At 68.6% G+C, this 21,528-nt stretch carries 19 protein-coding genes; 10 read left to right on the forward strand and 9 right to left on the reverse strand.

What is annotated here, in order from left to right:
* Positions 1–198 precede the first annotated feature (198 nt).
* Together araD1 and KGQ91_RS15105 are read left to right on the forward strand one after the other, a co-directional pair.
* Positions 199–1,197: an AraD1 family protein gene (araD1, locus tag KGQ91_RS15100; protein ID WP_224414496.1), complete on the forward strand. Its 999-nt coding sequence runs from the start codon at positions 199–201 to the stop codon at positions 1,195–1,197.
* Positions 1,198–1,224: 27 nt separating this feature from the next.
* Positions 1,225–2,802 (forward strand): aldehyde dehydrogenase (NADP(+)), encoded by a 1,578-nt coding sequence (locus tag KGQ91_RS15105; RefSeq protein WP_224414495.1) that lies wholly within the window; start codon positions 1,225–1,227, stop codon positions 2,800–2,802.
* A gap of 66 nt (positions 2,803–2,868) precedes the next feature.
* Here the strand turns inward: KGQ91_RS15105 and KGQ91_RS15110 are convergent, their stop codons facing one another.
* Positions 2,869–3,855 (reverse strand): LysR family transcriptional regulator, encoded by a 987-nt coding sequence (locus KGQ91_RS15110; RefSeq protein WP_224421431.1) that lies wholly within the window; start codon positions 3,853–3,855, stop codon positions 2,869–2,871.
* A 154-nt stretch (positions 3,856–4,009) separates the two neighbouring features.
* On the opposite strand from KGQ91_RS15110, the gene KGQ91_RS15115 reads away from it, so the two are divergent.
* The 8 genes from KGQ91_RS15115 to KGQ91_RS15150 all read left to right on the forward strand — a co-directional run bounded on the left by KGQ91_RS15115 (position 4,010) and on the right by KGQ91_RS15150 (position 13,383).
* Positions 4,010–5,314: an L-fuconate dehydratase gene (locus KGQ91_RS15115; RefSeq protein ID WP_224414493.1), complete on the forward strand. Its 1,305-nt coding sequence runs from the start codon at positions 4,010–4,012 to the stop codon at positions 5,312–5,314.
* A 194-nt stretch (positions 5,315–5,508) separates the two neighbouring features.
* Positions 5,509–6,561: a TRAP transporter substrate-binding protein gene (locus KGQ91_RS15120; RefSeq protein ID WP_224414492.1), complete on the forward strand. Its 1,053-nt coding sequence runs from the start codon at positions 5,509–5,511 to the stop codon at positions 6,559–6,561.
* 61 nt (positions 6,562–6,622) lie between these two features.
* Positions 6,623–7,108, forward strand: coding sequence for a TRAP transporter small permease (locus KGQ91_RS15125; RefSeq protein WP_224414491.1), 486 nt, complete (start codon positions 6,623–6,625; stop codon positions 7,106–7,108).
* On the forward strand, positions 7,105–8,361 hold the full coding sequence (locus KGQ91_RS15130) for a TRAP transporter large permease (protein WP_224421432.1): 1,257 nt from the start codon (positions 7,105–7,107) through the stop codon (positions 8,359–8,361). Before KGQ91_RS15125 ends, KGQ91_RS15130 begins: the two co-directional genes overlap by 4 nt.
* Positions 8,362–8,380: 19 nt before the next feature.
* Positions 8,381–9,808: an FAD-binding oxidoreductase gene (locus KGQ91_RS15135; RefSeq protein WP_224421433.1), complete on the forward strand. Its 1,428-nt coding sequence runs from the start codon at positions 8,381–8,383 to the stop codon at positions 9,806–9,808.
* 234 nt (positions 9,809–10,042) lie between these two features.
* Positions 10,043–10,792, forward strand: a complete 750-nt coding sequence (locus KGQ91_RS15140) for an SDR family oxidoreductase (RefSeq protein WP_224421434.1) — start codon at positions 10,043–10,045, stop codon at positions 10,790–10,792.
* A gap of 56 nt (positions 10,793–10,848) precedes the next feature.
* Entirely contained in the window at positions 10,849–11,691 is an 843-nt protein-coding gene (locus tag KGQ91_RS15145) for a fumarylacetoacetate hydrolase family protein (RefSeq protein WP_163648519.1), read from the forward strand.
* Positions 11,692–11,742: 51 nt separating this feature from the next.
* Complete coding sequence (locus KGQ91_RS15150) at positions 11,743–13,383, forward strand: UxaA family hydrolase (RefSeq protein WP_224421435.1); 1,641 nt, start codon at positions 11,743–11,745, stop codon at positions 13,381–13,383.
* A gap of 112 nt (positions 13,384–13,495) precedes the next feature.
* On the opposite strand, the gene nanR is transcribed toward KGQ91_RS15150, so the two are convergent.
* The 8 genes from nanR to KGQ91_RS15190 all read right to left on the reverse strand — a co-directional run bounded on the left by nanR (position 13,496) and on the right by KGQ91_RS15190 (position 21,416).
* Complete coding sequence (gene nanR, locus KGQ91_RS15155) at positions 13,496–14,218, reverse strand: transcriptional regulator NanR (protein WP_224421436.1); 723 nt, start codon at positions 14,216–14,218, stop codon at positions 13,496–13,498.
* Between the two features lie 57 nt (positions 14,219–14,275).
* Positions 14,276–15,346, reverse strand: a complete 1,071-nt coding sequence (locus KGQ91_RS15160) for an Ldh family oxidoreductase (protein ID WP_224414484.1) — start codon at positions 15,344–15,346, stop codon at positions 14,276–14,278.
* A gap of 13 nt (positions 15,347–15,359) precedes the next feature.
* Positions 15,360–16,703 (reverse strand): TRAP transporter large permease, encoded by a 1,344-nt coding sequence (locus tag KGQ91_RS15165; protein WP_224421437.1) that lies wholly within the window; start codon positions 16,701–16,703, stop codon positions 15,360–15,362.
* Positions 16,704–16,761: 58 nt separating this feature from the next.
* Entirely contained in the window at positions 16,762–17,316 is a 555-nt protein-coding gene (locus KGQ91_RS15170) for a TRAP transporter small permease (RefSeq protein ID WP_163648514.1), read from the reverse strand.
* Between the two features lie 75 nt (positions 17,317–17,391).
* Complete coding sequence (locus KGQ91_RS15175; protein WP_224421438.1) at positions 17,392–18,390, reverse strand: sialic acid TRAP transporter substrate-binding protein SiaP; 999 nt, start codon at positions 18,388–18,390, stop codon at positions 17,392–17,394.
* Between the two features lie 128 nt (positions 18,391–18,518).
* The gene (locus KGQ91_RS15180; protein WP_224421439.1) at positions 18,519–19,667 is read right to left on the reverse strand and encodes a four-carbon acid sugar kinase family protein; all 1,149 of its coding nucleotides are present in this window, start codon (positions 19,665–19,667) and stop codon (positions 18,519–18,521) included.
* Positions 19,660–20,655 carry a 4-hydroxythreonine-4-phosphate dehydrogenase PdxA gene (pdxA, locus tag KGQ91_RS15185; protein ID WP_224414479.1) on the reverse strand — a complete coding sequence of 332 codons (996 nt, stop codon included), beginning with the start codon at positions 20,653–20,655 and terminating at the stop codon, positions 19,660–19,662. Before pdxA ends, KGQ91_RS15180 begins: the two co-directional genes overlap by 8 nt.
* Positions 20,652–21,416 (reverse strand): SDR family NAD(P)-dependent oxidoreductase, encoded by a 765-nt coding sequence (locus tag KGQ91_RS15190; protein ID WP_163648511.1) that lies wholly within the window; start codon positions 21,414–21,416, stop codon positions 20,652–20,654. The genes pdxA and KGQ91_RS15190 overlap by 4 nt, the downstream gene beginning before the upstream one ends.
* Positions 21,417–21,528 lie beyond the last annotated feature (112 nt).

The following is a 21,528-nucleotide window of genomic DNA, read 5'->3' on the forward strand; positions in this document are numbered from 1 at the left end:
TTTGTCACCGCCGTTCGGCCCGGCCGCCTTCTACCTCAAGGGCGTGGCGCCACCGGGCATCAGCCTGAAGGACATCTTCGTGTCGCTGCTGCCGTTCATCGCCATCCAGCTGGTGGTGCTGTTCGGTCTGCTGTTCTTCCCCGACCTGGCCATGTGGCTGGTGTAGGTTCCCTCCTTACAACCCAAGCGGAGATCGCCATGCGACTCATCCAGTATGAACACGAGGGCCGCCCGCAGGTGGCGGTGGTGGAAAGTCCCGACCGGGTGCGTCGGGTCGCGGCCGACGAGGGCACCTACGGCCTGGCACGCCGCGCCATTCGCGAGCGGCGCTCGCTGGCCGCGGTGGTCGAGTCGGCACTGACCGAGGAGCGGCTCGACTACGCCGAGCTGGTCCGCGAACATCGCCTGCTGCCCCCGCTCACCCATCCCGACCCGGCTCACTGCCTGGTCACCGGCACCGGCCTGACGCACCTGGGCAGCGCCGATACCCGCTCGGCCATGCATGCCAAGGCCCAGGCCGACGAGAGCCAGCTGACCGACTCCATGCGCATGTTCAAGCTGGGTGTCGAGGGCGGCAAGCCAGACCCGGGCCGGGTCGGCGCGCAGCCGGAATGGTTCTACAAGGGCGACGGCGACTGCGTGGTCGCCCCCGAGGCCGACATCCCGGTGCCCGCCTTCGCCGCGGACGCCGGCGAGGAACCGGAGCTGGCGGGGCTCTACGTGATCGACGAGGCTGGCCAGCCGTGGCGAATCGGCTATGCTGTCGGCAATGAATTTTCCGACCACGTCACCGAGCGCCACAATTACCTGTGGCTGGCCCACTCCAAGCTGCGCGCCTGCAGCTTCGGTCCCGAGCTGCTCGTCGGTGAGCTGCCCCACCATCTCGAGGGCACCAGCCGCATCGTCCGCGACGGCAAGACGCTGTGGGAGAAGCCGTTTCTCACCGGCGAGGCCAACATGGCCCACAGCCTCGCCAACCTCGAGCATCATCACTTCAAGTACGCCGGCTTCCGGCGTCCCGGCGATGTCCATGTGCACTTTTTCGGCACCGCGACATTGAGTTTTGCCGACGACGTCCGCACCCGGGAGGGAGATCGCTTCGAGATCGAGATTCCGGTCTTCGGACGCCCCCTGCGCAACCCGTTGTGCTTCGAGGCCACGGATGTCGAGACCGCGACATCCGTCAACACGCTCTAACCCAGTTCTGACTCAGAAGGAGAAACCATGACCCTGGAAGGCAAGCAACTCATCGGCCAGCAGGCGGTGCGCGGCACCCGCGGCGAGATCCAGGCCATCAATCCGTCGTCCAGCCAGGGCCTGGAACCGGTCTATGCCGGCGGCACCCCGGACGACGTCGCGCGGGCCTGCGAGCTCGCCGAAGCGGCGTTCGACACCTACCGCGAGACCTCGCTGGAGGAGCGCGCCACCTTCCTCGAGACCATCGCCGAGGAGATCGAGGCGCTGGGCGATGCCCTGATCGAGCGCGCCAGCGACGAGTCGGGCCTGCCGATTCCGCGCATCGAGGGCGAGCGCGGGCGTACCTGCGGCCAGCTCAGACTGTTCGCCAATGTCGTGCGCGCCGGCGAGTGGCTCGACGTGCGCGTCGACCCGGCCCTGCCCGAACGAGCGCCGCTGCCGCGGGCCGACCTGCGCCAGCGCCACATCGCCCTGGGCCCGGTGGCGGTGTTCGGCGCCTCCAACTTCCCGCTGGCGTTCTCGGTGGCCGGCGGCGACACCGCCTCGGCCCTCGCCGCCGGCTGCCCGGTGGTGGTCAAGGCGCACTCCGCCCACCCGGGTACCAGCGAACTGGTGGGCCGGGCCATCCAGAAGGCCGTGGCCCGCTGCGAGCTGCCCGAGGGCGTGTTCTCGCTGCTCTATGATGCCGACATCGAACTCGGTCAGGCGCTGGTCGCCGATCCGCGCATCAAGGCGGTGGGCTTCACCGGCTCGCGCCGCGGCGGCCAGGCGCTGGTCGCCACCGCCCAGGCGCGTCCCGAGCCGATCCCGGTCTACGCCGAAATGAGCGCGATCAACCCGGTGTTCGCCCTGCCCGCGGCGCTCGAGGCGCGCGGCGAGAGCATGGCCGAGGGCTTCGTCGGCTCGCTCAACCTGGGCGCCGGGCAGTTCTGCACCAACCCGGGGCTGGTGATCGCGGTCAAGGGCCCGGCACTCGACACCTTCGTCGAGGCCGCCGGCCGGGCGGTACGCGACAGCGCCGGCCAGACCATGCTCACCCCGGGCATCCATGATGCCTACACCCGCGGCGTGGACAACCTGGCGAATCATGACAGGACCCGCGAAGTGGCCCGTGGCCAGGCCGGCGAGCAACCCAACCAGTGCCGGCCGGGGCTGTTCGTCACCGCGGCGGCCGACTTCCTCGCCGACGAGGCGCTGCAGGCCGAAGTGTTCGGTGCCACGTCGCTGGTGGTCGAGTGTGCCGACGAGGCGGAAGTGCGCCAGGTCGCCGAGCACCTGGAGGGCCAGCTGACCGCCACGCTGCAGCTGGACGACGCCGACCACGACAGCGCCCGCGCGCTGCTGCCGATCCTCGAGCGCAAGGCGGGGCGGATCCTGGTCAACGGCTGGCCGACCGGGGTCGAGGTGTGCCACGCCATGGTCCACGGCGGGCCCTACCCGGCGACGTCGGACTCGCGCACCACCTCGGTGGGCAGCGCGGCGATCCAGCGCTTCCTGCGCCCGGTGTGCTACCAGAACCTGCCGGATGACCTGCTGCCGGAGGCGCTCAGGGAAAGCAACCCGTACCAGCTCAACCGCCTGGTCGACGGCCGGCGCGAGGGCTGAGCGGCGCTTGAGCCGCTGAGCCACGCATGACCCCGACGGGACGGCTTCGGCCGTCCCGTCGCTGTTTCAGGGGCGCTTCACCTCCCCGCCCGACGCCTCTCCCGTCACACCCTCGAGGGGACGTGCCGCCAGCTCCCGCAGGTGCTCGATCAGTGCCCGGGCCGTCGATGGCAGCGTTTCGTCACGCCGCGTGATGATGCCGTAATAGTCGAGCGGCTTGCCGATGATGCGTTCGAGCAGCACGTACTGGCCGCTTTCCAGCGGGCGCCGCAGCACCGAACGCGGCAGCACCGCCAGCATGTCCGAATCCAGCAGCAGCTGCAGCGTGGTCTGGATCGAGGTGGTCTCGACCACATTGTCCGGCGAGGTCACGCCCTCGGCCGCCAGCGCCGTCTCGAACACGCCACGCATGGGGCTGGTCAGCGGGTGCAGGATCCACGGCCAGCGCGCCAGCGTGGCCAGACTCGGCACGGCAACTCCCCGCGTCAGCGGATGATCGCGCCGCACCACGACGCGCAGCGGCTCGTCACGCAGCGGCTCGAAGTCGAACTGGTTGTGCTGGCTGACATGGGTCAGCCGGCCGATGACCAGATCGAGGCGCTTGTATTCGAGCTCGATCAGCAGCCGGTCGCTGGTCTGCTCCTGCAGGTGGATGGAGAGCCGCGGACGCTCGCGCTTCAAGCGGGCGATCGCCGCCGGCAGAATCTCCGGCGCCGCCGCCGCGATCGCGCCGATCAGCAACCGCCCATAGCCGCCCGCCCGCAGATCGTTGATGTCGCTGACCAGCCGATCGGCCTCGTTGAGCAGCCGCCAGGCATGGCGGATCACCGGCTCGCCCAGCTCGGTGGGCAGCATGGCGCGCGGCAGCCGCTCGAACAGCGCAAAACCGAAGAAGCCTTCCAGGTCGCGCAGCATCTTGCTCGCCGCCGGCTGACTCAGGTGCATGGCGCGTGCCGCGGCGTGCAGGTTGCGGCTGCGATCCAGCGTGGTCAGCAGCACCAGATGCTTGAAGCGCAGCCAGCCCAGCAGGCCGGCGGATGACAGGGGGTCCATGGACTTCGCTCCCCGGCACGGCAACGCGTGCCATTTTGATAACCAGAAGAAATCGCAGAAACAAAATTTTGATTGGAAGGTTATCGCAGTTACCGCTTACCTTGCCAGGAGGCTTGAGTCCCGGCGACGACCGGCAACATGGCAAGGAGCAGGCATGACCACCATCACCCACCTCGACGTGCGCGACATTCGATTTCCGACCTCGCGCGACCTGGACGGCTCGGACGCAATGAATGCGGCTCCGGACTACTCGGCCACCTACGTGATCCTTTCCACCGACGCCGGCGACGGCCGGGAAGGCCACGGGCTGACCTTCACCATCGGCCGCGGCAACGAGGTGTGCGTGGCGGCCGTGCGCTCGCTGGCCTCGCGGATCGTCGGCCAGCGTCTGGAAACCATCACCGCCGAGATGGGCCGCTTCTGGCGCGAGCTGACCAGCGGCGACAGCCAGCTGCGCTGGCTGGGGCCGGAAAAGGGCGTGATCCACCTGGCGAGCGCCGCGATCATCAACGCCGTCTGGGACCTGTGGGCCAAGCGCGAGGGCAAGCCGGTCTGGCAGCTGCTGGCCGACATGTCGCCCGAGCAACTGGTGCGCTGCCTGGACTTCCGCTTCGTCAGCGACGCCCTGACGCCCCAGGAGGCACTGGCCATCCTCAAGCGCAACGAGGCCGGCAAGGCCGAACGGATCGCGCATCTTCGCGAGTCGGGCTACCCGGGCTACACCACCTCCGCCGGCTGGCTGGGCTACTCGGAGGACAAGATGCGCCACCTGGCCCGCGAGGCCCTGGAGGAAGGCTGGGAGCACTTCAAGCAGAAGGTCGGCGGCGACCTGGCGGAGGACCGGCGCCGGGCGCAGATCCTGCGCGAGGAGATCGGCTGGCAGCGCAGCCTGATGATGGACGCCAACCAGATGTGGGACGTCGACGAGGCGATCGCCAAGATGCGCGACCTGGCCGAGTTCGACCCGCTGTGGATCGAGGAACCCACCAGCCCCGACGACATCCTCGGCCACGCCGCCATTCGCGAGCGCCTGGCACCGGCCATCGGGGTGGCCACCGGCGAGCACTGCCACAACCGGGTGATGTTCAAGCAGCTGCTGCAGGCCGGGGCGATCGACTACTGCCAGCTCGATGCCGCGCGGCTCGGCGGGCTCAATGAGGTGATCGTGGTGCTGCTGCTGGCCGCCAAGTACGACGTGCCGGTCTGCCCCCACGGCGGTGGCGTCGGCCTGTGCGAGTACACCCAGCACATCTCGGCGTTCGACTACATCGCCGTTTCCGGCTCGCTGGAGGGCCGCCTGCTCGAGTACGTCGACCACCTGCACGAGCACTTCCTCGACCCCGTGCGCATCGAGCGCGGCCGCTACCGGCTGCCCGAGGCCCCCGGCTACAGCATCACCATGCACGCCGACACGCTCGCGCGTTACCACTTCCCCGACGGCGACGCCTGGCAGTCGTGAGCGCAACCGCCCGGGCATGTTCGACCAACGATCAACTCTCATCGAGCGCCGAAGTCGTGTAAGTTCAACATAGAGATCAACGAAACAAACATTATTCAGCATAGTTTGTTCATTTGTGACCGGGTTGCGGTGTCTGCCCGCCCGGCCCACACGCCACGTGTCTTGCACACGTCAGCCACACCAAGGAGCCAAGCATGAAAACAACCACAATGACCCGCGTGACTTCGCTGATCGGCGGCGCCCTGCTGGGCCTGACCGCCCTGCAGGCCAGCGCCGCCACCGAGATGCCGCCGATCCCCGACGTCAAGGGTGATGTCGTCAAGGCCGACGGCGACTTCAAGATCAAGTTCAGCATCGGCACCACCCAGTCCGGCGCCCAGTATCGCGGGCTCGAGTACTTCGAGAAGATCGTCGAGAAGCGCAGTGACGGTCACATCCAGGTCGAACTCTTCCCCGGCGCCCAGCTGGGCGACGACCTGCAGGCGGTCAGCGCCCTGCAGTCCGGCACCCTGGAGATGACCGCACCGTCGACCTCGCCGCTGGTCAGCATGTTCCCGAAGTTCGCCCTCTTCGACCTGCCCTTCCTGTTCCCCACGCCGGAAGTCGCCGACGAGGTCCTGGACGGCGAGATCGGCCAGCAGATGCTCGAGGACGCCTCGACCAACGGCCTGGTGGCGATCGGCTGGGCGGAGAACGGCTACCGCCAGTTGACCAACAGTCAGCATCCGGTCAGCTCGCCGGAGGATCTCGACGGCCTCAAGATCCGCACCATGCAGAACCCGATTCACCTCGACATCTGGCGCACGCTGGGGGCCAACCCCACGCCGATGTCCTTCGCCGAGCTGTTCACCGCCCTGGAGCAGGGCGTGGTCGACGGTCAGGAGAACCCCTGGATCACCATCCAGTCCTCCAAGTTCAACGAGGTGCAGGACTACGCCACCGAGACCAACCACGTCTACACGCCGTTCATCACCCTGGTGTCGGAGCGCTTCTGGAAGCGCCTGCCGGACGACTATCAGCAGCTCCTGCGTGAGGCGGCCAAGCAGATGGGTGACTACGAGCGCCACGTCAGCCGCACCATGAACGACCAGATCAAGCAGGAGCTGGCCGACTCGGGCATGCAGATCACCGAGCTGACCCCGGAGCAGATGAAGACCTTCCAGGAGACGGTGGCCCCGGTCTACGACGACTGGCGCGACAAGATCGGCGGCGAGCTGATCGACAAGGTCCGCGCGGTCTCCCAGTAATCACCGACCGGCGTCGGGCGGGCCTCGGAGCCCGCCCGACGCGCCGTATTCGGAGGGCGCCATGAACGCATCCCATTCCTCACGCAGTGCGCTCGCCCTGCTCAAGACCACCCTGGAAGTCGCCGTCGGCCTGCTGGTACTGGGCGTGGTGTTCTGCGTGGCGGCCAACGTCTTCGGCCGCTTCGTGCTCAACTACTCCTACGCCTGGGCCGAGGAACTCTCCCGCGTGCTGTTCATCTGGCTGGTGCTGCTCGGCGCCGGGCTGGGCAGCATCGACCGCGAACACGTCGCGGTCACCTACTTTCAGGACAAGGCCCCGGCGCCGCTGCGCAAGCTGTTCGCCCTGCTGTGCATCGCGGTGATCTACATCGTCTGCGTGTGCATCCTGTTCGGCTTCCGGGACCAGCTGTCGGGCTTCACCAGTGCCACGCCGATGCTGCAGATCCCCAGAAGCGTGCTCTACAGCGCCATGCCGGTGATGGCCGTGCTCACCCTGATCGCCAATACCCTGGCGCTCGTCAAGCTGTTGCGGGGGACCGCCTCATGATTCTCTGGAGCATTCTCGTCGGGCTGGCGATCTGCATCGTCATCGGCCTGCCGATCTCGTTCGGGCTGGCAGCGATCAGCCTGTTCATCTTCTTCGCCGCCGACTACTCGCTGTCGCCGATCGTCGCCCAGGCGGTCAACGGGCTCGACTCCTTTCCGCTGCTGGCGATTCCGCTGTTCATCCTGGTCGGCGAGGTGATGAGCCAGGGCGGCATCGCCCAGCGCCTGGTGCGGCTGGCCAGCGCCCTGGTGGGCTTCGTCGCCGGCGGGCTGGGCCAGGTGGCGGTGCTGACCTCGATGTTCTTCGGCGGCATCAGCGGCTCGGCGGTGGCCGACGCCTCCGCGGTGGGCAGCATGATGATCGAGCCCATGAAGCAGCACCGCTACAGTGGCCCGCTGGCCACGGCGATCGTGGTCGCCGCCTCGGTGGTGGGCATCATCATTCCGCCGTCGATCCCCATGATCCTGTTCGGGGTGGTCACCAATACCTCGATCTCGCAGCTGTTCATGGCCGGCATCGTGCCCGGCGTGCTGATCACCCTGGGCCTGGCGGTCACCACCTACCTTCAGGCCCGCAAGACCGGCAAGGGCCAGCCCTTCGAGCTCCGCGAGCTGGGGCTGGCACTCAAGGATGCGCTGCTCGCGCTGCTGCTGCCGGTGATCATCGTCGGCGGCATCCTCTCCGGGGTCTTCACGCCCACCGAGAGCGCGGCGATCGCGCTGATCTACGCCATCGCGGTGTCGATGTTCATCTACCGCAGCCTGTCCCTGAAACGCTTCTTCCGGCTGTGCATCGCCACCGGTCGGCTGACCGGCGTGGTCATGCTGCTGCTGGCCTTCGCCAGCGTGCTGGCCTGGCTGCTGACCGCCAACATGATCCCCCAGCAGCTGGTCGTCAGCCTGTCGGCGATCACCGAGAACAAGCTGCTGCTGCTCCTGCTGCTGTCGCTGTTCCTGCTGGTGGTGGGGTTCTTCATGGACCTGACCCCGGCGATGGTGATCCTGGCGCCGCTGATGACGCCGGTGGTGGTCAAGCTGGGCATCGACCCGGTGTACTTCGGCGTGCTGATGTCGTTCATCCTCGGCCTGGGCCTGATCACCCCGCCGGTCGGCACGGTGCTCTACGTGGGCTGCGGCGTGGGCAAGGTCGGCATGGAACATCTGGTCAAGAGCCTGCTGCCCTTCTACCTGACCCTGCTGCTGCTGCTGGCCGCCTTCCTGCTCTTCCCCGGCCTGATCCTCTGGTACCGGTAACGCTGCAAAGGAGACCGCCATGCCCATCGATCCCGCGCCCCTGAAGGCCTTCCTCGTCGAGCAGCTCGGCGAGGCCGGGGTCATCGACGATCCGGCCGACCTGCCCCGCTACACCACCGACTGGGCCGGCGACCGGCGTGGCGAGCCGCTGCTCGTCGCCCGGCCACGGACCACCGACGAGGTGGCGTCGGTCGTCGCCCACTGCCGTCGTCACGGCATCCCCATGGTGCCCCAGGGCGGGCATTCCGGACTGGTGGGGGGCGCCCTTCCCGACGACGCGCGTCCGGAGCTGGTGATCAGTCTCGAGCGGCTGAACCGGATCCGCGCCATCGACCCGCTCAACTTCACCATCAGCGTGGATGCCGGCTGCGTGCTGCAGACGGTCAAGGACGCCGCCGCCGACCACGACTGCGACTTCCCGCTGAGCCTCGGCGCCCAGGGCAGCTGCCAGATCGGCGGCAACGTCGCCACCAACGCCGGCGGCCTCAACGTGCTGCGCCACGGCATGATGCGCCAGCTGGTGCTGGGCCTCGAGGTGGTGCTGCCCGACGGGCGGATCTGGAACGCCATGCACGCCCTGCACAAGGACAACCGCGGCTACGACCTCAAGCAGCTGTTCATCGGCGCCGAGGGCACGCTGGGCATCGTCACCGGCGCGGTGCTCAGGCTCTCTCCCCGGACGCACAACACGCGCACCGCCCTGGTGGCCGTGCCCGACGTGGCCGCGGCGATGGCCCTCTACGGCCAGGCGCGACGCAGCTGCTGCGACCTGCTCAGTGCCTTCGAGCTGATCCCGCGCGCCTGCCTGGAACTCGCCTTCGAGGCCGATCCCTCGCTGCCCGACCCGCTGGGCAGCCCCTACCCCATCTACGTGCTGCTGGAGGTCGCCGCCAGCGGCCCGCTGGATCTCGACGCCCTGATCGAGCACCTCTTCGAGACCGGCATGGCGGCCGGGCAGATTCTCGACGGCGTGCTGGCCGGCAGCGACACCCAGGCCGAGCGCCTGTGGCAGATCCGCGAGCGCATGGTCGAGGGCCAGCAGCTGCGCGGGGAACACCTGCGCACCGACATCGCCCTGCCCATCTCGACCCTGGCCGACTTCTTCGCGGCCGCCAGCCGCCGGATGGTCGAGCGTTCGCCGGATACCACGGTGATCGCCTACGGCCACATCGGCGACGGCAACCTGCACTTCAACCTGCTGCCGCCAGCCGGGCTCACGCTGGCCGACAAGAAGGCCCTGCTGCACGAGCTGGAAACCGAACTGTTCGCGCTGGTCGACGACCATCACGGCAGCATCAGTGCCGAACACGGCATCGGCCGGGTCAAGCAGGCCCCCTACCTGGCCGGCCTGGCCCCGGTGGAGCGCGAGCTGCTCGAGGGCATCAAGCGGCTGTTCGACCCCGAGGAGCTGATGAGCCCGGGGCGTATCCTGCCCCGGCGTCACTGAGCCCGTCACCCGGCGTCCCGGATGCCGCCGCGGCACCCGGGACAGGCCGTCCGTTCCGTCGTCTCCCTTTTCCCCGTTCCCGCGCGTTCCCGCATTCCCCGACGAAAAGCCAATGCCCGCCGTGCCGCCGGGTATGGCAAGTCGACGACGGCTGTACCATACTCGACGTGACAGTCAGGCTGTTATCCTGTCATACAATAAGTCAGTCAATGACACCGCCACCATGAGGCCGCCATGCGACTTCGAGACAAGACCGCCCTGGTGACCGCCGCCGGTCAGGGCATCGGCAACGCGACCGCGCGACGCTTCGCGGCCGAGGGCGCCCGTGTCCATGCCACGGATATTGCCACCGACGCGCTGGAAAGCCTGGCGGACGTGCCCGGCATCGAGATCCACCGGCTCGACGTGCTCGACGCCCGAGCCATCGCGCAACTGGCCCGGTCCCTGCCCGGGATCGACATCCTGTTCAACTGTGCCGGTCATGTCGCCAGCGGCTCGCTGCTCGAGTGTGACGAGGACGACTGGGAGCGCTCCCTGTCGCTCAACGTCACGGCCATGTACCGGATGATCCGCGCCTTCCTGCCCGGCATGCTGGAGCGGGAGCACGGCAGCATCATCAACATGGCCTCGGTGGCCTCGAGCCTGAAGGGCGTGCCCAACCGCTTCGCCTACGGCACCACCAAGGCCGCCGTGCTGGGCCTGACGAAGTCGGTGGCGGTGGACTATCTGGCCCGGGGCATTCGCTGCAACGCCATCTGCCCGGGCACCGTCAGCTCGCCCTCGCTGATGCAGCGCATCGCCGACCAGGCCGCCGCTCAGGGCCGCAGCGAGGCCGACGTCCACGCCGAGTTCATCGCGCGCCAGCCCCTGGGGCGCCTGGGCACGCCGGAGGAGATCGCCGCACTGGCGACCTACCTCGCCGCGGACGAGTCGGCCTACACCACCGGTACCTTCTCGGTCATCGACGGCGGCTGGCTGGCCTGATTTCGCTGGACACTCTCGACCATGGACACTCTCTCGATCACAAGGAATACCCACGCATGAAACTGCTGCGCGTCGGCCCTCCGGGCCAGGAAAAACCCGCCCTGCTCGCCGAGGACGGTACCCTTCGCGACCTGTCCGGGCAGATCGACGATCTCGCCGGCGACGTGCTGGCGGCCGCGCGACTGCGCGCGCTCGCGGCGCTGCCGATCGACAGCCTGCCGATGATCGACGCCGATACCCGCATCGGCCCCTGCGTGGGCCGGATCGGCAAGTTCATCTGCATCGGCCTCAACTACGCCGACCACGCCGCCGAAAGCGGTGCCGAGGTTCCCGCCGAACCCGTGGTCTTCAACAAGTGGACCAGCGCGGTCTGCGGCCCCGACGACGACGTCGTCCTGCCGCGCGGCTCGCAGAAGACCGACTGGGAGGTCGAGCTGGGCGTGGTGATCGGCAAGGGCGGCCGCTACATCGAGGAAGCGGAGGCGATGTCGCACGTCGCCGGCTTCTGCGTGGTCAACGACGTCTCGGAGCGCGAGTATCAGCTCGAGCGCTGCGGCAGCTGGGACAAGGGCAAGGGCTGCGACACCTTCGGCCCGCTGGGCCCGTGGCTGGTCACGCCCGACGAGATCACCGACCCCCACGACCTGAACCTGTGGCTCGAGGTCGACGGCAAGCGCTATCAGGACGGTTCGACGCGCACTATGGTCTACAAGGTGCCCTTCCTGATCAGCTACCTCAGCCGCTTCATGAGCCTGCAGCCCGGCGACGTGATCTCCACCGGCACGCCTCCCGGCGTGGGCATGGGTCAGACACCGCCCACCTACCTGCGGGCCGGGCAGACCATGCGCCTGGGCATCGACGGCCTGGGCGAGCAGCGCCAGCGTGTCGTGGCCGACTGAACGAGACTACCGGGGCGGCGCCAGAACCGCCCCGGGACGGAGCATCCTGCAATGAGCCAGACCATCATCAGCGACACCTTTCAGCGCCCCAGCCTGCGCGTGCATGCACTCGACAACGTGCATGTGGCCCTCAAGGACCTGCCGGCCGGCACCGAGATCGACGACGACGGGCGGACCGTGCGCCTGACGGAAGCCGTGCGCCACAAGCACAAGTTCACGCTCGCTCCGCTGGCCGAGGGCGAGCTGGTCATCATGTACGGCGTCACCGTCGGCCGGGCCACCCGGGCGATCGCCGAAGGCGCCGCGATCACCACCGAGAACACCGAGCACTCCACCGACAGCCACCCCGCCCAGGCCCACCGCGACCACTGGAGCGCCCCGGACGTGAGACGCTTCAGCGGCATCACCTTCGACGGCTACCACCGTCCGGACGGCCGGGTCGGCACCAGCAACGTCTGGCTGGTGGTGCCGCTGGTATTCTGCGAGAACCGCAACATCGAGGTGCTGCGCCAGTGTGTCGCCGATGCGCTGGGCGAGGACCCCTATCGCGACTACAAGCGCATGGCGCGCGAGCTGCTCCACGGCGAGGCCGGTGCCGCCAGGGACGCCCCGCCCTCGCAGCCACTCTTTCCCAACGTCGACGGCGTGCGCTTTTTGACTCACACCCTGGGCTGCGGCGGCACCGACGACGACGCCCGGGCCCTGTGCCAGCTGCTCGCCGGCTACATCTGTCACCCCAACGTCGCCGGCGCCACCGTGCTCAGCCTGGGCTGCCAGAAGGCGCAGATCGAGATGCTCCGGCAGGCCGTCGCGCAGCGCGACCCGCAGGGGCTGCGCCCGGTGCACTACTTCGAGCAGCAGGCCGCCCAGGGCGAGGACGCGCTGATCCGCGAGGCCCTGACCACCATCTTCGACGGCATCAAGGAAGCCGACCGGGTCACGCGCCGGCCGGCGCCGCTGTCGGCGCTGACCATCGGCGTGGAGTGCGGCGGCTCCGACGGCTTCTCGGGGCTGTCGGCCAACCCGCTGGTGGGGGCGGTCATCGACCGCCTGGTCACGCTGGGCGGCAGCGGCATCCTCAGCGAATTTCCCGAGCTGTGCGGCGTGGAACACGAGCTGGTCGCCCGCTGTCGCGACGATCATGTGGCCGAGCGCTTCCGCGAGCTGATGGACGCCTACCAGCGTCATGCCGCCGCCGTCGGCGCCCACTTCTCGATGAATCCCTCGCCCGGCAACATTCGCGACGGGCTGATCACCGACGCCATGAAATCCGCCGGCGCCGCGAAGAAGGGCGGCGACAGCCCGGTGGTCGACGTGCTCGACTACACCGAGCCGACCGTGCGCCAGGGACTCAACCTGCTGTGCACCCCGGGCAACGACGTGGAATCCACCACGGCGCTGGTCGGCTCGGGGGCCAACCTGGTGATGTTCACCACCGGCCTGGGCACACCCACCGGCAACCCCATCGCCCCGGTGCTCAAGGTCGCCAGCAACAGCGAGATGGCGCAGCGCCTGCCGGATCTCATCGACTTCGACGCCGGGCCGATCATCCGCGGCGAGGCGCGGATCGGCGAACTGGCCGATGAACTGCTGCAGCTGTGCATCGACACCGCCTCGGGACGCTATCAGCCCCGGGCCGTGCGCCTGGCGCAGCACGACTTCATTCCCTGGAAGCGCGGCGTCTCGCTGTAGGTCGCCTCACCGCGGGCCGGAAGCACGGGCCCAGCAACGAACAGGGGCGCCGATGGGCGCCCCTGTTACCACCTGACTCCTGGACCTGACGATGTACCGGTACCGCCCCGGATCAGTCCTCGTCGGACAGGCGTTCCTTCAGCTGCCGGTAGGTACCGTAGTGGCGATCGAGATGACGGCGCATCGCCGCCTCGGCGGCATCCGGATCGCCGGAGGCGATGGCCTCGACGATCTCGACATGCGCCCGCAGCGCGGCATGGTCCTCGCCCTCGCGCTGGAGTACATGGGCGCGGCGGTCGTCGAGCCATTCCGACAGCGCCTCGTGCACGGCGCTGAAGATCGGGTTGCGGGCGATCGCGGCCAGCACGCCGTGGAAGTCGTTGTCGCTGCGCTTGAAGCGGGTATCGTCGTCGAGCGCCTCGCGGTTCTCCTCCAGGGCGCGACGCAGGCTGTCGATATCCTCGGCGCTGGCGTGCTGTGCGGCATAGCGGGCCATGGAAATCTCGAACATGGCACGCGCTTCCTGGAAGTACTGCTGCCCTTCCGACTGGGCGAGCAGCTGGCGAGTCACGCCGGACAGCCGCGCCATCACGGCCTCGGCGGTGGGGCGAATGACCCGGGCACGCGTGCCGCTGTTGATGGCGATGAGCCCCAGCCGCTGCAGGTAGAACAGCGCCTCGCGCACCGCCGGCCGGCCGACGCCGAACTGCTCCATGAGCTCGCGCTCGGCGGGCAGCTGATCGTCCGCCTTGAGCCGCCCCTCGAGAATGTCCTTCTCGAGCTGCTCGGCCACCTGCTCGGACAGCGTCTTGCGTTCTACCTTGTATTTCGTCATTCGCTGCGACTCCTCGCCAACCGTGTCTGCGCCCTATGGTACTGCATTGCCCCCCGGTCAGGTCAGCGGCAACGGTTCCACGTCCAGCGCCTCGGCCAGTTGCCGATAGGCCGCGACGTTGGCCGAGTCCAGCGGGATCCCCTCGGCGTCACGCTGCGCCTGGCAGCGCCACTCGCGGTCGCCCGGCGCCAGCACCTCGCGTCCCTCGACGGCGGGCTGGGCACGCAGATCCTCGAGGTAGGCCGCGATGGCACGCTCGTAGACCTCGCGTTCCACGAAGGCCCCGGGATTCATGACCAGGAAGAAGTGCCCGATGCCCCGCGGGGTGTGCATGTCCTCGCCGAGCATCGGCAGCAGCCGGAACCCGTGCAGCATGCCCGACAGGCTGGCGCTGAGCACCTCGACCATGCCGGCCAGCGCGGCCCCCTTGAAGCCGAAGTCGGCACCGCCCAGCGGCAGCAGCGAGGCGGCCGTGTGCGGGTCGGTGGTCAGGCCGCCGCGGTCATCGACCACCACGTTCGACGGCAGGGTGCGGTCGATGGCGCGATACTGCTGGACGCGATTCCAGGGAATCGAGCTGGTCGCCATGTCGACCAGGTAGGGCTGGCCCGCGGCCACCGGCGCCGCGAAGGCGATGGGATTGGTGCCATGGAAGGCGTTGGTGCCGTCGTGCAGGTTCACCAGGGCGTCGGCGGTACAGAACGCCATCCCCATGTAGCCCCGCCGGGCGGCTTCCAGCGCGTAGCAGCCGGCGGCACCGAAGTGCGACGAGTTGCCGACCGCCACCGCCCCCATGCCGGTCTCCTCGGCCATCTCGATCGCCCGCTCGATGGCCTGGTACCCCGCCGGATGGCCGAGCCCGTCGCCGGCGTCCAGGTAGCCCGTCGCCGGCAGGCGCCGCGTGAAGCGCATGGCCGGCCGGGCCTGGATGCGCCCGCCCTGCAGCGCCCGGATGTAGTGCGGCAGCAGGCGCAGCCCGTGGCTGTCGGTGCCCATGCGCGATGCGGTCAGCAGGGCCCGGGCGACCGCCTCGGCGGCGGTCTCGTCGACGTCGCAGCGGCGCAGCGCCTCGCGCATGAAGCGCCCGAGTTCCTCCGCGGAGACGCGGGCGGCAATATCCTGGGTCATGGTCAAGAGTCTCCTAGCGGTAGATCAGTGTCGGCAGCCACATGGACAGCGCGGGGATGAAGGTAACCAGCAGCAGCGCCAGAAACAGCGGCACCAAAAACGGCAGCGTGCCGCGCATGCAGCGCTCGAAGGGAATGTTCGAGACCCGTGACAGCACGTAGATCACCATGCCCACCGGCGGCGTGAGCAGGCCGATCATCAGGTTGAGCACCATGATCACGCCGAAGTGCACGGGGTCGATGCCGGCGTTGACCGCCACCGGCAGCAGGACCGGCACCAGGATGGTGATGGCGGCGATCGTCTCCATGAAGCAGCCGACGATGATCAGCACCAAGTTGATCAGCAGCAGCACGGCGACCGGGTTGTCGGCGATCGGCCCGAACAGCGCCACGACCTGCTGGGTCACCTGATTGCTGGTCAGGATCCAGGCGAAGATCGAGGCCCCGGCGACGATCATCAGGATGATCGCGGTGGTCTCGATGGTTTCCATGCTGACCTGCACCAGACGCCGCCAGGTCAGGGTGCGATAGACCACGGTGCCCAGGAACAGGGCGTACACCACCGCCGCGATCGCCGCCTCGGTGGGCGTGAACATGCCGGTGATGATGCCGCCGACGATGATCACCGGCGTCAGCAGGGAGAGGAAGGCCCGGGCAAAGGTGATCCGCAGCGTCTTCAGGGCGAAGGTGGTGTCGCGCTGATAGCCGCGGCGACGCGCCAGCACGGCGATCATCACCATCAGCACCACGCCCATCAGCAGCCCCGGCACCAGCCCGGCCACGAACAGCTGTCCCACCGAGGCCCCGGCCATGACGCCGTAGATCACCATCGGCAGGCTGGGAGGAATGATCGGCCCGATGGTCGACGAGGCGGCGGTGATGCCGACCGCGAATTCCTGATCGTAGCCGGCGTCGCGCATGGCCTTGATCTCGATGGTGCCGAGCCCGCCGGCGTCGGCCACCGCCGCTCCGGACATGCCCGAGAAGACGATGCTCGCCCCGACGTTGACGTGTCCCAGGCCGCCGCGCATCCAGCCCATCAGCGCCAGGGCGAAGTCGAAGATGCGGTTGGTGATGCCACCGTTGTTCATCAGGTTGCCGGCCAGGATGAAGAAGGGAATCGCCAGCAGCGGAAAGCTGTCCACCCCGTTGATCATGCGGTGGGCGACGATGATGTCGGGCACCTGGCCGCTGAGATAGACATAGAGCAGGCAGGAGCCCGCCAGGCAGATGGCGATCGGCACCCCCATCACCAGCAGCGTGAACAGGGTGGCGAAGAGAAAGCCGATGTACTGGCCCTGGAGGGCCAGCACGACACAGAAGGCCACCGCCAGGATGGCGACGACCGGGGGAACCATGAATCGCCCGTGGCGAAGTGACAGCGTGGAGGACATTGTCGCGCAGCTCCAGGGAGGGTTATCGGTCGTCGTCGCCGGCCAGCAGCTCGCTGGTGCCGTCCCGCCAGTGGCGCATCGCCACCTGCACGGCCCGCAACAGCATCAGCAGGAAGCCGGCCATGACGGCGTAGTAGAGATAGCTCTTGGGAATGTCCACCGAGACCATCATCGAGTGCGTGCGGCCGGCGAGCCCGTAGGTGATCCAGGCGGCGGCGGCGAAGAAGACGATCCGCGCCAGATCGACAAACGTCGAGAGCAGGCGCCCCATCGCCGGCGGCATGTAGCGGTAGAAGAACTCGACCATGATGTGCGAGTTGCGGCGTACCGCCATGGACCCGCCGATGAAGCACACCAGGATCAGCAGGTAGCGCGCCATCTCCTCGGTCCAGGCGACCGAGTCGCCGAGCACATAGCGGCTGAAGAACTGGAGAAAGACATCGAGGGCGAGCACCCAGAAGATGCCCAGGGTGACGTAGTCCTCGATTCGGTAGTCGCGCGGGTCGAACGGGGCCTCGTCGGGGGCGGCCAGGGCCTCGAGCGCCTCGCTGTCATGGGACTGGCGTTGTTCCGTCATCGCGGTCTCCGAACCCCGCCCGGGGCATGGCCGCCGGGCGGGTAATGAAGGGAAGGCGGTGTTCACGCGGTGGCGTTACTGACCGAGTGCCTGCAGACGGTCGTAGGTCTCCTGGTCCCAGGTGGCGGCGTCCCCGTTGTGGTAGGGCATCACGGCCTCGCGGAAGGGCTTGGTATCCACCTTGTTGACGGTCACGCCCTGGTCCTCGAACCAGCTCACCAGCTCTGCCTCGGACTGGCGGACGTCCTGGGTGATGTGCTCGCCGGCCTCCTGATAGACGTCGCGGAAGATCGTCTTGTCCTCGTCGGAGAGCCGGTTCCAGAACGGCCCGCCGGCGATGGTCAGCAGCGAATCGGTGATATGCCCGGTGAGGTTGATGTAGTCCTGCACCTCGTAGAACTTCTTGGCCTTGATGGTCGGCAGCGGATTCTCCTGGGCATCCACCACGCCCTGCTGCAGCGCCAGATAGACCTCAGAGAAGGCGATCGGCGTCGGGTTCGCGCCGACGGCCTCCGGGAACATCATGTACATCGGCGCGTTGGGCACGCGGATCTTCAGCCCCTTCATGTCCGCGGGGGTGTTGATCGGCTTGTTGGAGGTGGTGTGACGCTTGCCGTAGTAGTTGAGCGCCAGCGGCACGTTGCCGGTCGCATCCTGGTAGCCCTTGGCGATCTCCTTGAACAGGTCACTGTGCGCGTAGGCCTTCCAGTGATCGAAATCGCGGAACATGTAGGGCGCCCCGGCGATGCCGATGGGCCCGTAGGAACGGCCGGCGAACTGGTTGCCGGTGAAGATCAGGTCGATGGTGCCGAGCGACAGGCCCTCGTTGATGTCGGCCTCCTTGCCCAGCGACGAGGCCGGATACACCTCGACCGTGTAGCGCCCGTCGGTACGCTTCTCGATCTGGTCGCCGGCCCAGACGGCCCACTTGTGATAGGGCTCGGACGTCTCGTAGACGTGCGCGAAGCGCAGCGTCTCGGCACTGGCCATGCCGGCCGCGCTGATGCCGGCCAGCAGCATGGCGGTCGAGATCCAGCGGTTGATGCGGGTGTGGCGGGTGCGCGTGTTGCCCATTTATTGTTCTCCCTTGAAAGACATGGCAGGTCACTGCCCGGTATTGGCTCGATGGCGCAAATGTATACGTGTCATACCATCATAAGGAAAGCTAGCCGTCGTCGCGTCATGGCGCAACGGCCGGTGTATTATCCTCTGGTCGTAGACGCCGCCAGCAGCCGCACCAGCAGGTCGTCGTCACCGAAGCCGCCGGCCTTGGTCACCACGGGCTGGCGGCGCTCGCCCTCCAGCCAGCCCCAGGCGACCCCGGGCTCCCACTCGCCGGCCACCTCGATCGAACGCACGCCCCGATGTCGCAGCAGCGCCATGGCGGTGTCGCCGCCGGTCAGGAACAGCCAGGGCGGGGAAGCCGCCCGCGCCAGCCAGGCCTGGGCCTGCACCGCCAGGACACGGGCCACATCGTCCGCCGTCCATTCGCGGCCGACACGCCCCGGCCGCAGCAGCGTCGTCCCCTGCCAGCCCGCCGGTGGTGCCCGGTCGGCGGGCGCCTCGGCCTCCCGCCAGACGACCGGACACTCCGCCAGCTGCGCCATCTGACGGCGGGCCTGCTCGCAGCGCGACCCGACCACCAGCAGCCAGGTGTCGCCGGGCGCGGGCGTCGGCCCCTGCCCCCGGAAGTGCCGCCGCGCCAGGGCCTGACACAGGCCCGCCGCGCCCACCAGGAGGCCGGGGGCCGGCGCGGTTTCCAGGGCATCCACCAGGGCATCCAGCGCCGCCTCGTCCTCGGCATCCCAGACGATGTCGCCTGCCAGGCGTGCGTCTTCCACGCTGCGGCAGGCCACCGCCAGCCCGGCGGCCGCGAACAGCTCGGGCAGCGCCCCGTCCGGGGGGGCCGAGCGGGCATCCCGCGCGAAATCGCTCTCTGCCAGCGCCCGGCCGTGCACCTGCACCCGGCCGTGGCGCACGGTGCGTCCCTGGGACGGCACCGCCGGCGCCACGATCAGTGGGTAACCGAGCACCCGCCTTGCCGCCAGGCTCTCGGCCACCACATGACCGCGCAGGGTGGAATCGATCTTCTTGATCACCAGCGCCGGGGACAGCGCTTTCACCGCGTTGAACACCTCGGCCACCCGGGCGGCCGCCTCGGCGACCGGGGCATGGCGGGTCTCGGTGTTGACCGCCAGCACCTCGCAGTCGCCGACATCGTCCAGCACGGCGGCCAGGTCCGTGGGCGACACCACCACCCGGGTACGCGCCCCCCGGCCGGCGAACGGTGCGGCGGCGTCGAGGGCGCCGGTCAGGTCATCGGCGACGATCACCACGCGCCATTCAGGCATGCCTGCCTCCCCTCGCCAGCCGCCGGGCATAGGCCAGCGCCGCCGACAGGTTGGTGGCATCGGCCCGGCCCTGCCAGGCGATGTCGAAGGCGGTGCCGTGATCGACCGAGGTACGCTGGACCGGCAGCCCCAGGCTGACGTTGACGGTGGTATCGAAGGCGATGAGCTTGACGGGGATGTGGCCCTGGTCGTGGTACTGGGCCACTACCAGATCGAACTCGCCGCGATGGGCGCGGTAGAAGACGGTGTCGGCCGAGATTGGCCCCTGGACCGTGTAGCCCTCCTGCTGCAGGGCACTCACGGCAGGCCGGATGATGCGCTCGTCCTGATCGCCGAAGATGCCGCCCTCGCCGCAGTGCGGGTTGAGCCCGGCCACGGCGATGCGCGGATTCGCCACGCCCAGCGACTCGAGATGCGCATGGCCGGCCCGCACAGTCTCGGCGATGCGCGCCTCGGTGACGCGCTCGATGGCCTCGGCCAGGGAGACATGGGTCGAGACATGGATCGTCGACAGCGTGGCCGAGGCCAGCAGCATGAACGAGGACGGCGCGCCGGTCAGCGCGGCCAGCATGCCGGTGTGCCCGTCATAGAAGCGCTGTGCGGCGTGGAGCGCCGCCTTGTTGAGCGGCGCGGTGACGATGACCCCGGCCCGGCCGGCCTGCACGCATTCCACCGCCCGCGCGACGCAGCGAAAGGCCGTCTCCCCCGCCGCCGCACTGACCCGGCCGTCGATGATGGGACCGGCGGGACGCGCGATCGACGCCACGGCGACGACATCATCGCCCGGGGCATCATCGAGCTCGCCAAAGCGCAGCGAGGCGTCGACCAGGCCGGCGGCACGCTCGAAGGTGGGGATGTCACCGACCAGCAGCGTCTCGCGGCGCTGCTCCGGTGTCATGGCGGCCAGCGCACGGCAGATGATCTCCGGGCCGATGCCGGCCGGGTCGCCCATGGTGACGGCGAGGGGATAGAAGCGCGGCGCGGTCATGGCATCAGCTGCCCGCCGTTGACCTCGATCACCTGGCCGGTCACGTAGGCGCTGAGCGCATCGTTGACCAGGAACAGGTAGGCGCCGACGCAGTCCTCGGCATTGCCCAGCCGCCCCATGGGGATGGTGGCGCGCATCGCCTCGAGCTGTTCCTCGCTGGAGTAGCGCCCATGGAAATCGGTGGCGATGACGCCGGGTGCCACGGCATTGACGCGGATGTTGTCGGCCGCCAGCTCCTTGGCCATGGCCCGGGTCAGGGTGCTCACGCAGCCCTTGGCGGACGCGTACAGGCCGACGCCCGGCCCGCCGCCGTTGCGCGCGGCGATCGAGGTGGTATGCACGAGGTTGCCGCCGCCCTGGCGCCGGAAGTGCGCCACCGCGGCGCGACTGGCCATCACCACCGAGCGCACGTTGAGGTCCATCACCCGGTCGTACTGATCGTCGTCCATCTCGGCCAGCGGCACCCGGCCCAGCAGGTCGCCGGCATTGTTGATCAGCACGTCCAGGCCGCCCAGCGCCTCGGCGGCCTGATCGACCACCGCCACCGCCGTGGCCGAGCGGCTGACGTCGCCCCGGATCAGGTGCGCCTCACCGCCCGCGGACTCGATGGCTTCGGCCACCTGACGCGCCGCCGCCTCGCTGGCATGATAGTGAACGCCGACCCGGGCACCCAGCGCCCCGAGACGGGTGGCCACGGCCGCGCCGATCCCCCGGCTGGCACCGGTGATCAGGATGCGTTTTCCCGCGATGGATTCGAACATGGATTTCTCCTGGTGAAGGGGTCGCCAGCGGAAGTGGATTGCCTCACACTTGGCATACCTGTCATACATGCTGACAATGATAGACCATCGCTTCGACACGTCAGTGCGACGT

Origin of the sequence: Modicisalibacter tunisiensis, from assembly GCF_020148005.1 — a bacterium.
Taxonomy (GTDB): domain Bacteria; phylum Pseudomonadota; class Gammaproteobacteria; order Pseudomonadales; family Halomonadaceae; genus Modicisalibacter; species Modicisalibacter tunisiensis.

Coding starts and splice junctions, on each gene's coding strand:
- araD1 (WP_224414496.1), top strand. CDS start 199: ATGCGACTCATCCAGTATGAACACGAGGGCCGCCCGCAGGTGGCGGTG.
- KGQ91_RS15105 (WP_224414495.1), top strand. CDS start 1,225: ATGACCCTGGAAGGCAAGCAACTCATCGGCCAGCAGGCGGTGCGCGGC.
- KGQ91_RS15110 (WP_224421431.1), bottom strand. CDS start 3,855: ATGGACCCCCTGTCATCCGCCGGCCTGCTGGGCTGGCTGCGCTTCAAG.
- KGQ91_RS15115 (WP_224414493.1), top strand. CDS start 4,010: ATGACCACCATCACCCACCTCGACGTGCGCGACATTCGATTTCCGACC.
- KGQ91_RS15120 (WP_224414492.1), top strand. CDS start 5,509: ATGAAAACAACCACAATGACCCGCGTGACTTCGCTGATCGGCGGCGCC.
- KGQ91_RS15125 (WP_224414491.1), top strand. CDS start 6,623: ATGAACGCATCCCATTCCTCACGCAGTGCGCTCGCCCTGCTCAAGACC.
- KGQ91_RS15130 (WP_224421432.1), top strand. CDS start 7,105: ATGATTCTCTGGAGCATTCTCGTCGGGCTGGCGATCTGCATCGTCATC.
- KGQ91_RS15135 (WP_224421433.1), top strand. CDS start 8,381: ATGCCCATCGATCCCGCGCCCCTGAAGGCCTTCCTCGTCGAGCAGCTC.
- KGQ91_RS15140 (WP_224421434.1), top strand. CDS start 10,043: ATGCGACTTCGAGACAAGACCGCCCTGGTGACCGCCGCCGGTCAGGGC.
- KGQ91_RS15145 (WP_163648519.1), top strand. CDS start 10,849: ATGAAACTGCTGCGCGTCGGCCCTCCGGGCCAGGAAAAACCCGCCCTG.
- KGQ91_RS15150 (WP_224421435.1), top strand. CDS start 11,743: ATGAGCCAGACCATCATCAGCGACACCTTTCAGCGCCCCAGCCTGCGC.
- nanR (WP_224421436.1), bottom strand. CDS start 14,218: ATGACGAAATACAAGGTAGAACGCAAGACGCTGTCCGAGCAGGTGGCC.
- KGQ91_RS15160 (WP_224414484.1), bottom strand. CDS start 15,346: ATGACCCAGGATATTGCCGCCCGCGTCTCCGCGGAGGAACTCGGGCGC.
- KGQ91_RS15165 (WP_224421437.1), bottom strand. CDS start 16,703: ATGGTTCCCCCGGTCGTCGCCATCCTGGCGGTGGCCTTCTGTGTCGTG.
- KGQ91_RS15170 (WP_163648514.1), bottom strand. CDS start 17,316: ATGACGGAACAACGCCAGTCCCATGACAGCGAGGCGCTCGAGGCCCTG.
- KGQ91_RS15175 (WP_224421438.1), bottom strand. CDS start 18,390: ATGGGCAACACGCGCACCCGCCACACCCGCATCAACCGCTGGATCTCG.
- KGQ91_RS15180 (WP_224421439.1), bottom strand. CDS start 19,667: ATGCCTGAATGGCGCGTGGTGATCGTCGCCGATGACCTGACCGGCGCC.
- pdxA (WP_224414479.1), bottom strand. CDS start 20,655: ATGACCGCGCCGCGCTTCTATCCCCTCGCCGTCACCATGGGCGACCCG.
- KGQ91_RS15190 (WP_163648511.1), bottom strand. CDS start 21,416: ATGTTCGAATCCATCGCGGGAAAACGCATCCTGATCACCGGTGCCAGC.